Raw genomic sequence first — 12,869 nt, forward strand, 5'->3', positions numbered from 1 at the left:
AATCACTCTATAAGGAATGCGCCATGACCTCCGTAGCTGATGCCGTTAAGAAGATGCAAGAGAAGTTCAACCCAGCCGCTGCCGCCGGCCTGGACCTGGTGTTCGGCTTCGACATCACCGACGAAGGCAAAAAGTACGCGCTGATCGTCAAAGACGGTACCTGCGACATCCAGGAAGGCGAGAACCCAGACGCCAACTGCACCCTGGTGCTGGACAGCGAGACCCTCAAGGGTATCGTCAGTGGCGAGACCGACGGCATGCAGGCCTTCATGGGCGGCAAGCTGCGCGTCGAGGGCGACATGATGCTGTCGATGAAACTGAGCGAGCTGTTCCCTTCCTGAGTGACGGGCACGCCGAGCGATGAAAAACCGAAGCCTGACCGGCTTCGGTTTTTTTTTGCCCACCCCATCAAGGCGATTGATCCACCTGCAACACCCTTGTCTATATGACTACTAGGACGCTTGTTCCAGTTCTCGCAGGCCATTAAATTAGCCAATAGTCCTTGCGATCGATTATAAGGAAAACGCATGACGCTCACCGATCAGTCCACCCAGGTACGCCCCGGCGAAGAACTCGACGCGGCCGTCATCGACCCTTATCTCAAGGCCCATATCCCCGGCCTGGCGGGTTTGCCGAGCATCAGCCAGTTCCCTGGCGGCGCCTCCAACCTCACCTACCTGGTCAGCTACCCGGGCCGCGACTTTGTACTGCGCCGGCCGCCGTTCGGCCACAAGGCCAAGTCGGCCCACGACATGGGCCGCGAGTTCCGCATTCTCAATCAGCTCAACGATGGGTTCCCGTACTGCCCCAAGGCGTACGTGCACTGCACCGACGAGCGCCTGATAGGCGGCGAGTTCTACGTGATGGAGCGGGTCAAGGGCATCATCCTGCGCTCGGACATCCCCGCTGAACTCAACCTTGACGCCGCCAAGACCGAAGCCCTGTGCAAAAGCTTCATCGACCGCCTGGTGGAACTGCACCAAGTCGATTACCAGGCCTGCGGGCTGGCCGACCTGGGCAAGCCGGAAGGCTATGTGCATCGCCAGGTCGAGGGCTGGACCAGCCGCTATGCAAAAGCTATCACCGAGGATGCGCCACGCTGGGAGCAGGTCATCGCCTGGCTGCACGAGAAGATGCCCGCCGACCATCCGCGCCCCGGCATCGTGCATAACGACTACCGCTTCGACAATGTGATCCTCGACGCCGACAACCCGATGCGCATCATCGGCGTGCTGGATTGGGAGATGGCCACAATTGGCGACCCGCTGATGGACCTGGGCAACAGCCTGGCCTACTGGATCGAAGCGGGTGACCCGGCGCCGATGCAACTGATGCGTCGCCAACCCAGCAACGCCCCTGGGATGCTGAGCCGTCGCCAGTTCGTCGATTACTACGCCGAGCGCGCCGGTATCCGCCTGGACAACTTCGATTACTACTATTGCTATGGCCTGTTCCGCCTCGCCGGCATCGTGCAACAGATCTACTACCGCTACTACCACGGCCAGACCCAGGACAAGCGCTTCGCTCAGTTCATCCACATGAACCGGCTGCTGGAGCAGATGGCCTTGAAGGTCATCGCCAACACCACGCTCTGACGACAGACAACAAGGAAAACAGCATGTCCAAGACCCACTTGTTCGACCTTGACGGCAAGATCGCCTTCGTTTCCGGCGCCAGCCGCGGCATCGGTGAAGCCATTGCCCACCTGCTGGCCCAGCAGGGCGCCCACGTGATCGTCTCCAGCCGCAAGCTGGACGGCTGCCAGCAGGTCGCCGAGGCGATCATTGCCGCGGGGGGCAAGGCAACTGCAGTGGCCTGCCACATCGGCGAGATGGAGCAGATCCAGCAGGTGTTCGCCGGTATCCGCGAACAGTTCGGGCGCCTGGATATCCTGGTCAACAACGCCGCCACCAACCCGCAGTTCTGCAACGTGCTGGACACCGACCTGAACGCCTTCCAGAAGACCGTGGACGTCAACATTCGTGGTTACTTCTTCATGTCGGTGGAAGCCGGCAAGCTGATGCGCGAACACGGCGGCGGCAGCATCATCAATGTGGCGTCGATCAACGGCGTCTCGCCGGGGCATTTCCAGGGCATCTATTCGGTGACCAAGGCGGCGGTGATCAACATGACCAAGGTCTTCGCCAAGGAATGTGCACAGTTCGGCATCCGCTGCAATGCGCTGCTGCCAGGCCTGACTGACACCAAGTTCGCCTCGGCACTGGTGAAGAACGACGCCATCCTCAACGCTGCCCTGCAGCAGATCCCGCTCAAGCGCGTGGCCGACCCCAAGGAAATGGCCGGCGCGGTGCTGTACCTGGCCAGCGATGCCTCCAGCTACACCACCGGCACCGCACTCAACGTCGACGGCGGTTACCTGTCCTGATCAGGCCTTGATTGCCTGCAGGGTGTAGCTCAAAGGTAGGCGTGACGGCTGCTGGCGCAAGCGCCACTCGCCGTCGGCACCTTTGTCCATCTGGCCCGGCAGCGCCTCCCAAGGGATGCTCTGGTGCTCGACCAGAGCTGTCAGTTGCAGCCCATGCGCCAGCAACGCACTGATCACCTCGCCCAGGCCGTGGTTCCACTCATGGGTCTCGGTATGGACCAGGCGCTGATCGGTTTCGACGTACGTCTGGTCGTTATGCCAGACCGTCGGAGTGTCGTGCTCGAAGTACGGATACTCGATCAACAGGCGGTCCTGATGGTCTTCGTTGACCGCCATCAGCATCGGGTGGCCATCGCGCAGGAACAACCGCCCACCCGGTTTGAGCAGGGCTGCCACCGTACGCGCCCACGGTTCGATGTGGGGCAGCCAGCAGAGTGCGCCGATGCCGGTATAGACCAGGTCGAAGCTACCTGCGGGCAACACCTGGTCGGCGGCATAGACATCCGACTCTACATAGTCGATCGGCACCGCGCAGCGCTCGGCGAGTGCCCGCGCCTCGGCCAGCGAAGCCCCGGAGTAATCCAGGCCGCAGACCATCGCGCCCAGGCGGGCGAGCGAGAGGGTATCGGTACCGATGTGGCACTGCAGGTGAACGGTGTTGAGCCCGCGGATATCGCCTAGCAACGGCAGGTCGAAGCGAACGGTTTCGGAAAGATGCGCCGGGTGCTCGACGAGCCGTTCGACCTCATAGTCTTTCGAGGCCGCATGCAAGGGGGCTCGTTCGTCCCAACTGCTGCGGTTGAGTTGCAGTGATCGGTCCATGCTTACGTCCTTGTCTACGTGTCGGGTCTCGGCAGCCCTGGTCAGGCCTTCATCATTACAGGCAGGTCGCCGCCGCCGCGCGCCGTTGCAGGGCCACACTGTCATTGTTTTGCGCGTAGTAGTCGACCCGCGTTCCGTCTGCTTGCGGATAGATATCCACGAACGCTTCGGCATCGCGGGTATACACCGTGAAACCACCCTGCTTGCGCGGCTCCAGGTAGCCACTGGCATCAACCCCGAACACCGCCTCTTCCTGCCAGCTGAACTGGATGCACTGGGCCACCAGCGCGGGCGCCTTGTGCGAATCGAGCTGCGCGGTCGGCTTGCCGCCACGTGCCGTTTCCATGGTCGCAGAAGCACAACCGACCAGCATCAGTACCGCGGCCATCGGCAGAATTGCTCGCATGTTCAACCCTCAGGGCAAAAAAGAAGGCGACTCTAGCACTGGCAGGCACCGCGAGTGAATTGTTGGCGGCACGCCGCTGTCGCAGTAAGGACATGCCGTCACAAGGAAACCGCCATGAAACTGCATCACCTGCTGCCTTCACTGCTGCTCGCCGCCCTGCCCTGCCTACCGCTGGCCGCCTCTGCCGCGCCCTCAGCCGAAGAAAGCATCACCGGGCCGGAAACCCACAACCGCGAACTCAAGGTAGGTGACAAGGCCCCCGACCAATACAAACGCGATGACCAGACGGTAAAAGACTGGAAAGCCAAAGGCCTGCCGGCCCCCGAAAAGGAAAGCCACTGGGTGCGCATGGGCGAGCACTATGTGCTGGTGCAGATCACCAATGGTGTGGTCCTGGCCATCCACCCCGCGTCCTGACCCTGCCGAGCTACACATAGGCCGCCATGTGCACCGTGTTGCGCCCGGCGGCCTTGGCCTGGTACAGCGCTGCATCGGCCTGGGCAAGCAGGCTGGCCGTGTTGTCGTTGGCGCCGGGCACACTGCACCACAATCCGACACTGAAACGCAGCTCGATTTCATCGCTGGCAAAGCGTGCGGGGCTGCGGGCAATGGCCTCACGCAAGCCCTGCAGCGCCGCCATTGCGCCAACGCGGTCGGTTTCGGGCAACAGCAGCAAAAATTCCTCGCCGCCATAGCGGCCCAGGCTGTCTCCCTGACGCAAGCGTTGCTGCAACTGGCGCACGCAATGGCACAGCACCTCGTCACCGGCCAGGTGCCCGTACAGGTCGTTGATGCGCTTGAAGTGATCGATGTCGATCATGGCCACGGCCAGGCTGCTCTGCGCGTCCCGGGCGCGGTCCAGCTCGACGACGAAGCGCTCGAGGATCGCCCGGCGATTGTAGGTACCCGTGAGCACATCGCACAGGGCCAGGTGCTGCAGGCGTGATTCGCTGCGTTCCTTTGCCATCAGCACCAGCCCGATCGAATACATCATCACCGTGGCCGTGCCGATTGCCACCGAAATGCTTTGCTTGAGGTTACTGGTGTCGTAGCGCATTTCCACGGCCGTGCCATTGGCCACAGCCACGGCGCGCATGCCCAGCCCGACCAGGCTGATCAGCGCACCGATCTGCAGCAGCAGGTGCGCCCTGCCCGGCCGCTCGACGTAACGCCGCGCCCAATACAGGATCATCGAACACTGCAGCATCAGCACCAGCGTCGCCAGCAACATGCGGGGCTCAAGGGTATCGAGCAGCAGCATCAGCCCCAAAAGCATGACGGCGGGAATGACGAAGATCATCCGCCACGGGATCGCTTGCTCGCGCACCCGGAACAGGCTGGCCGAATAGAACGCCAAGGCCAGGGACAGCAGGCTGTTGCCCAAGCCATAGCTGACCCACAACGGCGCTTGGGCATAGAGCGTGTAGCACACATAGGCCAAGGCATGCACCAGCAGCCCGCAACCGGTCAGCATCAGGTTGTCGCGGCGGTTGCTGCGCCCGACCAGCAGCAGGCAGAAGGCCAGAATGGTTGCAACCAGGGCAACGGCGGCGAACAACGTGGGGGTGTGGGCGATCATCGTGATTCACCGTGTGGCAGTTTGCCGTCTTGGCTGCGGCTTGCTGTGCAGTTTAGTGGCCGACCCGCGGCTCGGCCATGACCGAGCGGGACAGAACAGCAGCCGGCAGGCACGCCGCCGATCGCGCGCCTGACAAAATTTTGCCTGCCAAGGAAACCAAATGGACCGTTCCCAGTCTCAGGAAGTGCCCCGTAAACCTTTGCGGATCAAGGACCTATATCGTGATGACCCGCCTTGCAAGCTTCTCGTTGGTTGCCGCCATCCTGCTGACCGCTGGTTGCCACAGCCATCGCTACCATGACGACGACGATGGCTGGCGTGATCGCGACCGTGTCCAGCGCCACCATCATCGGCATGACCGCGACGATGACGATGACCACCGTCAATACCGCGGTGACCGCTACTACCGCTGAAGCGTCTTTGCACCCCTGACCCGCCGCCCGTTGCGCGGCACCTTTACCTGATGATTCCTTTTGAGGTTCGTACCATGCGTCTGACTCTGCCTTCCCTTGCTCTCGGCCTGCTGCTGTGCCAGGGCGCTTTCGCCGGTGACGGTACCGCCGCCATTGGCGGTGGCCTGGGTGGTGTACTGGGTAACGTTGTCGGTCAACAGATCGGCGGCAGCACCGGCGCTGCGATTGGTGCCGGTGTCGGCGGCGCGGCCGGCAGTGCGGTAGGCGCACGCAAGGGCAACCGCACCGAAGCCGCCATCGGCGGTGGCCTGGGTTCGGCGGGTGGTTCGCTGCTGGGCGGCAAGGTCGGTGGCTCTGCCGGTTCGACCATCGGTGCCGGCCTGGGCGGTGCTGCAGGGGGTGCCATCGGCAACCACCTGGGCGACAACAACGGCAAGAAGCACCGCCGTCACCGCCACTGATCCAGGTGACCAAGGGGTTGCTCGGCAGCCCCTTTTGCTTGTGAAACCCTGCAGCACGTCAACACACCCTTCACCGCAAGCTGGCACACTGGCTGCTACTGTCTACCGTGCCCCCGTGTGAAGGAACACCCCCTCCCCATGAACCAAGAGCTGCTCTGGGTCCTCGGCCTGCTGGCCATCGTCGTCGTCCTCTTCATCATCAACCGCCCGCGCATGGACGTGGTCGCGCTGATGGTGATTCTCGCCCTGCCGTTATCGGGCATCCTTACCGTGGAACAGGCCCTGGCCGGCTTCAGCGACCCCAATGTGGTGCTGATCGCTGCCCTGTTCGTGATCGGCGAAGGCCTGGTACGCACCGGCATCGCCTACCGCATTGGCGAGTGGATGAGCGAGCGCGCCGGCAACAGTGAAGCGCGCCTGCTGGTATTGCTGATGGTGGCGGTAGCGGGGTTGGGCTCGGTGATGAGTTCGACCGGGGTGGTGGCGATCTTCATACCGGTGGTGCTGAGCATCGCCGCGCGCCTCAAACTGTCACCCAGCCGCCTGATGATGCCCTTGAGCTTCGCCGGCCTGATCAGCGGCATGCTCAGCCTGGTGGCCACGCCCCCCAACGTGGTGGTGCACAGTGAACTGGTGCGCCATGGCGAGCAGGGCTTCAACTTCTTCAGCTTTACCCCGTTCGGCCTGGTGGTGCTTGTGCTGGGCATCGGCTACATGCTGCTGACGCGCCACTGGCTCAATGGTGAAGTGCGCAAGGACGGCCGCGTGGAAACCCGCCGTACGCTGCTCGACCTGGTGCTGGACTACAAGCTCAACGGCCGCGAGCGGCGCCTGCGCATCCGCCCCCACTCGCCGCTGATCGGCCATACCCTGGGTGAGCTGGAGCTGCGCACCCGGCATGGCGCCAACGTGATCGGCATCGAACGCCAGCACAAGTTCACCACGCGGGTCATCGCGGCCGACTCCAACACCGTGCTGCACCAAGGTGACGTGCTGTTGCTCGACCTGTTCGCCAACCGCGACGACCTGCGCAGCCTGTGCCAGACCATGCAACTGGAACCCCTGCACTTCAAGGCGGCGTACTTCATCGACCAGTCCCAGGAGCTGGGCATGGCCGAAGTGTCGCTGCCTCCCGGCTCGCAGTTGGTCGGCAAGAGCATCCTCGAGCTGGCGTTCCGTAGCCGCTTCGGCCTCAACGTGGTGGGTTTGCGCCGTGAACAGGCCGCCATCGAAGAGCAACTGGTGGAAGAAAAGCTGCGCCTGGGCGATACGCTGCTGGTGGTCGGCCCCTGGAAAGCCGTGCGTCAACTGCAAAGCAACCCCCACGACTTTTTGGTGTTGAGCCTGCCTGCCGAAGTCGATCAGGTCGCCCCGGCCCGCAGGCGCGCACCTCAGGCCTTGCTGAGCCTGGCGGTGATGGTCGGCCTGATGGTCAGCGGCGCGGTGCCCAATGTCATCGCCGCCTTGATCGGCTGCCTGTTGATGGGCGCGGGCCGCTGCATCGACATGAACAGCGCTTACCGGGCCATCCATTGGCAGAGCCTGGTACTGATCGTCGGTATGCTGCCCTTCGCCCTGGCCCTGCAGAAAACCGGCGGTATCGACCTGGCAGTGACCGGCCTGGTCAGCTTGCTCGGCGACGCCGGGCCCAGGGCCATTCTGGCCTGTCTGTTTGCCGTGACCGCAGTGATCGGCCTATTCATCTCCAACACCGCCACCGCCGTGCTGATGGCACCGGTAGCAATCAGCACCGCCACGCAGTTGGGCATGTCGCCCTACCCGTTCGCCATGACTGTGGCCCTCGCCGCATCGGCAGCGTTCATGACGCCCGTCTCGTCACCCGTCAACACCCTGGTGCTCGGGCCTGGGCAGTACCGCTTCGGTGACTTCGTCAAAGTCGGCGTCCCTTTTACCTTGCTGGTGATGCTGGTCACCGTACTGATGGTGCCGTGGTTCTTCGGCTTGTGATGAAATCGACAGGGGGCGCAGGCAATTTGCCATTATCCAGCCGGATCGCGGCAGATTGACACCCACTGCCCTGTGGAAACACACTGATACGTAATTGCCCCAGGTGCTTCAAGGCGTTGTCCTGGATTTCGTTTCCGCTTGCCGGTCGAGTTCATGGTTTTTCCAGCCCAATCGCGCTTGTTGTCCTACGTCGCTCTGCTTTGCCTGACCTTTGCCTTGACCCTGGGCGGCATCCTGGCACGCCCGATCGAGTCCCTGTCGCTGTTCTGGCCAGTCAATGCGGTACTGGTCGGCGTGCTGTTGCGTTACCCCCGTCAGGCCAATGCCCTTGGTTTCACACTGGTGTGGCTGGCCATGGTGGCGGCCGACCTGCTGTGCGGCAGCGATTGGATGCCGGCCTTGTGGTTCAACCTGTGCAACCTCGGCATGGTGTTCAGCGTGTGGCAGTTGCTGGCACGCGTGCCGCGCCTGCACCGCCGCATGCGCAGCCCGCATGGCGTGCTCAGCGTGTTTGCCGCTTGCGCGGCCGGTGCCATGGTCGCGGCGAGCCTGGCCTCGGTCATGGCCGCCCCCTGGTTCGAGCAATCCCTGCAGGCCACCTGGCTGGCCTGGTTCAGCGAACAGTTCTCGACCGGCGTACTGGTGCTGCCAGTGCTGCTGACCGCCCCCTCGGTACGCGCCCTGATGCGCAGCGGCGCCCAGCCGGTACGTTTGCCGCCCCTGCTGGTGCTGCTTGCTTCGCTGGCCTTCAGCATTGCCTTTGGTGGGCCAGGCGCCATTGCCTTCCCCATTGCCGCACTGTTGTGGTGTGCCTGGACTTACCCGCCGTTTCTGGTCTCGCTACTGACGCTCACCGCTGGCAGCACGCTGATCGTCGCGGTCGCACAAAACCTCATGCACTTCAGCGTGCCGCAAAGCGAACCGGGGGTCACTACGCTGATGTCGGCGCGCCTGGGCATCGCCATGCTGGTGCTCGGCCCGCTGGTGGTGGCCTGTGTCAGCCAGGCCAACCGCAGCCTGCTGGCGCGCCTGGCGCATCAGGCCACCATCGATCACCTGACCGGTGTACTGACCCGCAGCGCGTTCACCCGCCGTGCCAACGCCCTGCTCGACAGCCGCCAGCAACACGGCCCGGCACTGCCGCTGACCTTGATGATGCTGGACATCGACCATTTCAAAGCGATCAATGACGCGCATGGCCACGCGGTCGGTGACAAAGTGCTGCGCCAGTTCGCCCGTACCCTGCAAGACCAGTTGCACGAAGGGCAGCTGTTCGCGCGCATGGGCGGCGAAGAGTTTGTCGTGGTCCTCCCGGGCCTTGCACCGGAGCGTGCCAAATTCACCGCCGAACGCCTGCGCCGGGCGGTGCAGGACCTGCATGTGGTGCAGGCCGACCATCGCCTGCAGATTACCGTGAGCATCGGCCTGGACGGCTGCGCCGCGGAGACCCCGGCACCGAGCCTGGACGAACTGCTGGCGCGCGCCGACCAGGCGCTGTACCGGGCCAAGGCCCATGGCCGCAACCGTGTCGAACAGGCCGAGGCACAGCGCCAGGTGGTCTGACTCACCCGACCAGCAAGTCCCAGGACAGCTTGGCGATCAGTACGCACAGCAAAATCAGGAACAGCCCGCGCACGAACCCTGCCCCCTTGCGCACCGCCAGCCAGGTGCCGGTCAAAGCGCCGAGAATGTTGCATGCCGCCATCGGCAAGGCGATGGCGTACAACACGTTGCCCGACGGCACGAAGAACACCAGCGCCGCCAGGTTGGTCGCGATGTTCACCACCTTGGCCGAAGCCGAGGCATGCAGGAAGTCCAGGGCGAAGAAGCGAATGAACAGGAAGATCAGGAAGCTACCGGTGCCTGGCCCGAACAGGCCATCGTAGAAACCGATCGCGCCGCCGATCAGCACCGCCAGGCACTGCTCCTTGCGACCGATCTGCGTGGGCTTGTGCAAGGTGCCGAAGTCCTTCTTGCAGAAGGTGTAGATCGCCATCAGGACGATCATCACCAGCACTGCCGGGCGCATCACGCTGGGCGGCACCAGCGATACTGTGGCGGCGCCGACGAACGACATGACGAAGGCACTGAGCGCTGCGGGCACAATCAGCCCCCAGTCCAGCGTGACCTTGCGAATGAACGAGCGCGCCGCAAAGGCCGTACCACACACCGAGGCCAGCTTGTTGGTGCCCAGCAAGGCCGCCGGTTGCGCGGTGGGCAGCACGTTGAACAACGCCGGAATCTGAATCAGCCCACCACCGCCCACGGCGGCGTCGATCAAACCGGCGGCAAAGGCGAATACAGAAAGTACGGCGATATCCATCATGATGCAGCTCCAGGCAGTGAGTCAGGCTGCAAGGCTAATCAAAGTGCCGCACTTGTGTTGAAATGCCACATTGCGAAAACTGCAACGAGGGCTAGGCAATGGCATTGGACATGCTGCGGGAGATTCAGGCGTTCGTCAGTGTGGCGCACAAGCGCAGCTTCGTTGCCGCAGCGCGCGCCCTGGGCCGCTCACCCAGTGCAGTGACGCGTGCGGTGCAAACCCTGGAAGACAATGCCGGCAGCAAACTGCTCAACCGCAACGCCAATGCCGTGACCCTCACCGAAGCCGGCGAGCGCTTGTTGCCCCATGCCGAACGCTTGCTGGATGCGCAACGTGATGCAGCCGATGAGCTGGCCGCGCTCAGCGGCAGTACGCAAGGCTGGATCCGTTTTGCCGTGCCGCAATTGCTCGCTGAACATGTGCTGCCACGGGTACTTGCCGCGTTTTCCCAACGCCATCCACAAGTGACCCTGGACGTGCAGTACAGCGATGCCGCCCTGGACCCACTGCTGGACAAATTCGACTTCGTGGTGCGCGGTGCCTTTCCGCAATCCAGCGAGCTGATCGGCTATCCGCTGTGGAGCTACCGCCGCCATCTCTATGCAAGCCCAGGTTACCTGGCCATGGCGGGCAACCCGCAACACCCCGATCAGTTGGAAGACCACGCACTGATTCTGCATACCGCCCCGCGCATACTCAAAGCCTGGCACTTCTGCCGTGATGGCCAGATCACCAGCCTGCGCCCGACGCCACGGCTTCGCCTGGATTCGGGCGAAGCCGTATACCACAGCGCCTTGGCAGGGGGCGGTATCGCGCGCCTGGCAGCCTGGGTTGGCGAAGCCCAGGTTGAAGCCGGGCGCCTGGTGCGGGTGTGCCCGCAATACCACTTGACTTCAAGCACAGGCCAGGACCCGCAAATGCACGCGGTCTACCCCGCTGGCGAGTTGCCCGCACGGGTGCGTGAGCTGTTGCAGGCCCTGCGCCGCGCCGGCCTGTCGGCCTGACCCAAGCCCCCGAAAAGGACTGTTCAAATTCTGCTCAATTTAACAGAGCCCGCTTCCGGCTTGGCTTACAGCATTTTATCCACAGACCTACCCACGTTTTTTGTGGACAGATTTCCCAGCGCAAAGAACGACTTATCGCACATGCAGCAACGCCGAATTGGCCAGCTTGACCAGTTTGATCCATTCGGGGGTGCTGATCACTCCCGACTGTTCCAGCACGCCGGCACTGCGTAGCGCCTCATCGTAGCCCTCCTCGTCGAGGGCGCCTTCAGCGAGAAAACGGCAACGCCACTCCAGCATGGCTGAAGTGCCTTTCTTGCATTCCATGTATGTTCGACTCCAAGGCAAAAGACCGGCCCGTCCATGCGGGCCGTATGGCGGCGGCGGGAGACTACACGAGCCATTTACACTTGAGAATGACTTGCAGCTACCGCTGGTCCAGCGATGGCGATCGGGCGGGATTGGCGAAGGGCGCGCACGTGCGGGCCCATCTGGCGAATCAGACGGGCCGCAGAGGGGGAAGTGTGGTGAATGTCAGCTTGGCGGGATGGTGCCTAAAAGACCTATCAGAATGGTCAGGAGCAGAAAACCACCCAGGAACAGCGTCAGCTTGCCCATCGGAACCTCTACAGTGTGATGCGGGGATGGGCATATTGTCTTACTTGGCCTGATACGGTTACAGATTCAGGTTTGCAGAAAAAAAGCAGATCAGATGCACCGCAGGTGCGCTACATTTCGTCGAAACAAGTTGAATCAACTCAGTTGCTTGAGCTTCTCTGCTGGCAACCAGCCCAGCTCGCCATCGCCTTGGCGCCGGCACCATATCCAACCATTGAGCGGGCGAAGTATGCACCAACTGCCCCGGGTCGGCGTCCAGTTCATGGGCCGAGTAGTCATCAAGCGCCCTACCCCGCCCCACGCTGATCGGCTCGATGAGCTGGGCCGGCACCCAGCCCGGTTCCTGGCCGGTGCACGAGCACAGGTACCAGTCCTGCCAACCCGGCTCCCCCTCATAACGCGGGCCGATATCCAGCAGCGTGCCCTTGACGAAACGAAGCGGGTGCGGGTATTCGCTGCGGTGGGGCTCGATCACGATGTAATGCATACGCCTCTCCTTGGCCAGGGAAATCAGAGATCGTAGCAGATGCTATCTGATATGCATTTGCTAAAGCCGTGGCCCATTAACCTCGCCAGCGGCCCGCTTCAGGGCCTGTAATTGCTACACAAGATTTCGAAGCTCACGGCGCGCCTGCTACAGATCACTGTAACTGATGACGCTATCGAACTCGCTTCAATACCCGTCAATCCGCGGTATTGAGCGCCATCTGAAACACACTTCTTGAAATGGGCAGATTCAAGATTTGTAGGATTTTGTCCTGTGGTTCGTAGGACAACTCTAGGCAGCAGCGTGGTCCTGTATGAAACATCAGTTTCATCGGCAAAATCGAGCTGATACGGTCCAGTTTTCCTACAACGGCACGGACGCCTACCGCATGAGAAAAGC

Annotated in this window: 15 protein-coding genes; 9 read left to right on the forward strand and 6 right to left on the reverse strand. The window is 62.6% G+C overall.

The window, feature by feature from the left end:
- Positions 1 to 23: 23 nt before the first annotated feature.
- The 3 genes from HU766_RS20260 (at position 24) to HU766_RS20270 (ending at position 2,386) form a co-directional block, all read left to right on the forward strand.
- Positions 24 to 341 (forward strand): SCP2 sterol-binding domain-containing protein, encoded by a 318-nt coding sequence (locus tag HU766_RS20260; protein ID WP_186660108.1) that lies wholly within the window; start codon positions 24 to 26, stop codon positions 339 to 341.
- Positions 342 to 527: 186 nt separating this feature from the next.
- Positions 528 to 1,595: a phosphotransferase family protein gene (locus HU766_RS20265; protein WP_186660111.1), complete on the forward strand. Its 1,068-nt coding sequence runs from the start codon at positions 528 to 530 to the stop codon at positions 1,593 to 1,595.
- 23 nt (positions 1,596 to 1,618) lie between these two features.
- Positions 1,619 to 2,386: an SDR family oxidoreductase gene (locus HU766_RS20270; protein WP_019470688.1), complete on the forward strand. Its 768-nt coding sequence runs from the start codon at positions 1,619 to 1,621 to the stop codon at positions 2,384 to 2,386.
- On the opposite strand, the gene HU766_RS20275 is transcribed toward HU766_RS20270, so the two are convergent.
- A complete protein-coding gene (locus HU766_RS20275; RefSeq protein WP_186660113.1) occupies positions 2,387 to 3,208 on the reverse strand; it encodes a class I SAM-dependent methyltransferase in 822 nt (273 codons plus the stop codon).
- 55 nt (positions 3,209 to 3,263) lie between these two features.
- On the reverse strand, positions 3,264 to 3,614 hold the full coding sequence (locus tag HU766_RS20280) for a hypothetical protein (RefSeq protein ID WP_186660115.1): 351 nt from the start codon (positions 3,612 to 3,614) through the stop codon (positions 3,264 to 3,266).
- 114 nt (positions 3,615 to 3,728) lie between these two features.
- On the opposite strand from HU766_RS20280, the gene HU766_RS20285 reads away from it, so the two are divergent.
- Positions 3,729 to 4,031, forward strand: coding sequence for an RcnB family protein (locus HU766_RS20285; RefSeq protein ID WP_095064291.1), 303 nt, complete (start codon positions 3,729 to 3,731; stop codon positions 4,029 to 4,031).
- Positions 4,032 to 4,041: 10 nt separating this feature from the next.
- On the opposite strand, the gene HU766_RS20290 is transcribed toward HU766_RS20285, so the two are convergent.
- Positions 4,042 to 5,193, reverse strand: a complete 1,152-nt coding sequence (locus HU766_RS20290; protein WP_186660117.1) for a GGDEF domain-containing protein — start codon at positions 5,191 to 5,193, stop codon at positions 4,042 to 4,044.
- A gap of 224 nt (positions 5,194 to 5,417) precedes the next feature.
- On the opposite strand from HU766_RS20290, the gene HU766_RS20295 reads away from it, so the two are divergent.
- From HU766_RS20295 to HU766_RS20310, 4 genes are all read left to right on the forward strand, one after another.
- Entirely contained in the window at positions 5,418 to 5,606 is a 189-nt protein-coding gene (locus HU766_RS20295; RefSeq protein WP_186660119.1) for a hypothetical protein, read from the forward strand.
- Between the two features lie 74 nt (positions 5,607 to 5,680).
- On the forward strand, positions 5,681 to 6,067 hold the full coding sequence (locus tag HU766_RS20300; RefSeq protein WP_033696807.1) for a glycine zipper domain-containing protein: 387 nt from the start codon (positions 5,681 to 5,683) through the stop codon (positions 6,065 to 6,067).
- A gap of 138 nt (positions 6,068 to 6,205) precedes the next feature.
- Entirely contained in the window at positions 6,206 to 8,035 is a 1,830-nt protein-coding gene (locus HU766_RS20305) for an SLC13 family permease (RefSeq protein ID WP_186660121.1), read from the forward strand.
- 138 nt (positions 8,036 to 8,173) lie between these two features.
- Positions 8,174 to 9,598, forward strand: coding sequence for a GGDEF domain-containing protein (locus HU766_RS20310; RefSeq protein WP_047581866.1), 1,425 nt, complete (start codon positions 8,174 to 8,176; stop codon positions 9,596 to 9,598).
- 1 nt (position 9,599) lies between these two features.
- Here HU766_RS20310 and HU766_RS20315 read toward each other — a convergent pair whose 3' ends face one another.
- Positions 9,600 to 10,361 (reverse strand): TSUP family transporter, encoded by a 762-nt coding sequence (locus HU766_RS20315; protein WP_186660123.1) that lies wholly within the window; start codon positions 10,359 to 10,361, stop codon positions 9,600 to 9,602.
- A gap of 98 nt (positions 10,362 to 10,459) precedes the next feature.
- Here HU766_RS20315 and HU766_RS20320 point away from each other — a divergent pair, with 98 nt between their 5' ends.
- Positions 10,460 to 11,365, forward strand: coding sequence for a LysR family transcriptional regulator (locus tag HU766_RS20320; protein WP_186660125.1), 906 nt, complete (start codon positions 10,460 to 10,462; stop codon positions 11,363 to 11,365).
- Positions 11,366 to 11,497: 132 nt separating this feature from the next.
- Here HU766_RS20320 and HU766_RS20325 read toward each other — a convergent pair whose 3' ends face one another.
- The gene (locus tag HU766_RS20325; RefSeq protein ID WP_186660127.1) at positions 11,498 to 11,692 is read right to left on the reverse strand and encodes a hypothetical protein; all 195 of its coding nucleotides are present in this window, start codon (positions 11,690 to 11,692) and stop codon (positions 11,498 to 11,500) included.
- Positions 11,693 to 12,041: 349 nt separating this feature from the next.
- On the reverse strand, positions 12,042 to 12,470 hold the full coding sequence (locus HU766_RS20330) for an SH3 domain-containing protein (RefSeq protein WP_238338641.1): 429 nt from the start codon (positions 12,468 to 12,470) through the stop codon (positions 12,042 to 12,044).
- Positions 12,471 to 12,869: the final 399 nt, after the last annotated feature.

The sequence above is a fragment of the Pseudomonas sp. SWRI77 genome, from assembly GCF_014269105.1.
GTDB classification, from domain to species: Bacteria; Pseudomonadota; Gammaproteobacteria; order Pseudomonadales; family Pseudomonadaceae; genus Aquipseudomonas; species Aquipseudomonas capeferrum.

Coding starts and splice junctions, on each gene's coding strand:
- HU766_RS20260 (WP_186660108.1), top strand. CDS start 24: ATGACCTCCGTAGCTGATGCCGTTAAGAAGATGCAAGAGAAGTTCAAC.
- HU766_RS20265 (WP_186660111.1), top strand. CDS start 528: ATGACGCTCACCGATCAGTCCACCCAGGTACGCCCCGGCGAAGAACTC.
- HU766_RS20270 (WP_019470688.1), top strand. CDS start 1,619: ATGTCCAAGACCCACTTGTTCGACCTTGACGGCAAGATCGCCTTCGTT.
- HU766_RS20275 (WP_186660113.1), bottom strand. CDS start 3,208: ATGGACCGATCACTGCAACTCAACCGCAGCAGTTGGGACGAACGAGCC.
- HU766_RS20280 (WP_186660115.1), bottom strand. CDS start 3,614: ATGCGAGCAATTCTGCCGATGGCCGCGGTACTGATGCTGGTCGGTTGT.
- HU766_RS20285 (WP_095064291.1), top strand. CDS start 3,729: ATGAAACTGCATCACCTGCTGCCTTCACTGCTGCTCGCCGCCCTGCCC.
- HU766_RS20290 (WP_186660117.1), bottom strand. CDS start 5,193: ATGATCGCCCACACCCCCACGTTGTTCGCCGCCGTTGCCCTGGTTGCA.
- HU766_RS20295 (WP_186660119.1), top strand. CDS start 5,418: ATGACCCGCCTTGCAAGCTTCTCGTTGGTTGCCGCCATCCTGCTGACC.
- HU766_RS20300 (WP_033696807.1), top strand. CDS start 5,681: ATGCGTCTGACTCTGCCTTCCCTTGCTCTCGGCCTGCTGCTGTGCCAG.
- HU766_RS20305 (WP_186660121.1), top strand. CDS start 6,206: ATGAACCAAGAGCTGCTCTGGGTCCTCGGCCTGCTGGCCATCGTCGTC.
- HU766_RS20315 (WP_186660123.1), bottom strand. CDS start 10,361: ATGATGGATATCGCCGTACTTTCTGTATTCGCCTTTGCCGCCGGTTTG.
- HU766_RS20320 (WP_186660125.1), top strand. CDS start 10,460: ATGGCATTGGACATGCTGCGGGAGATTCAGGCGTTCGTCAGTGTGGCG.
- HU766_RS20325 (WP_186660127.1), bottom strand. CDS start 11,692: ATGGAATGCAAGAAAGGCACTTCAGCCATGCTGGAGTGGCGTTGCCGT.
- HU766_RS20330 (WP_238338641.1), bottom strand. CDS start 12,470: ATGCATTACATCGTGATCGAGCCCCACCGCAGCGAATACCCGCACCCG.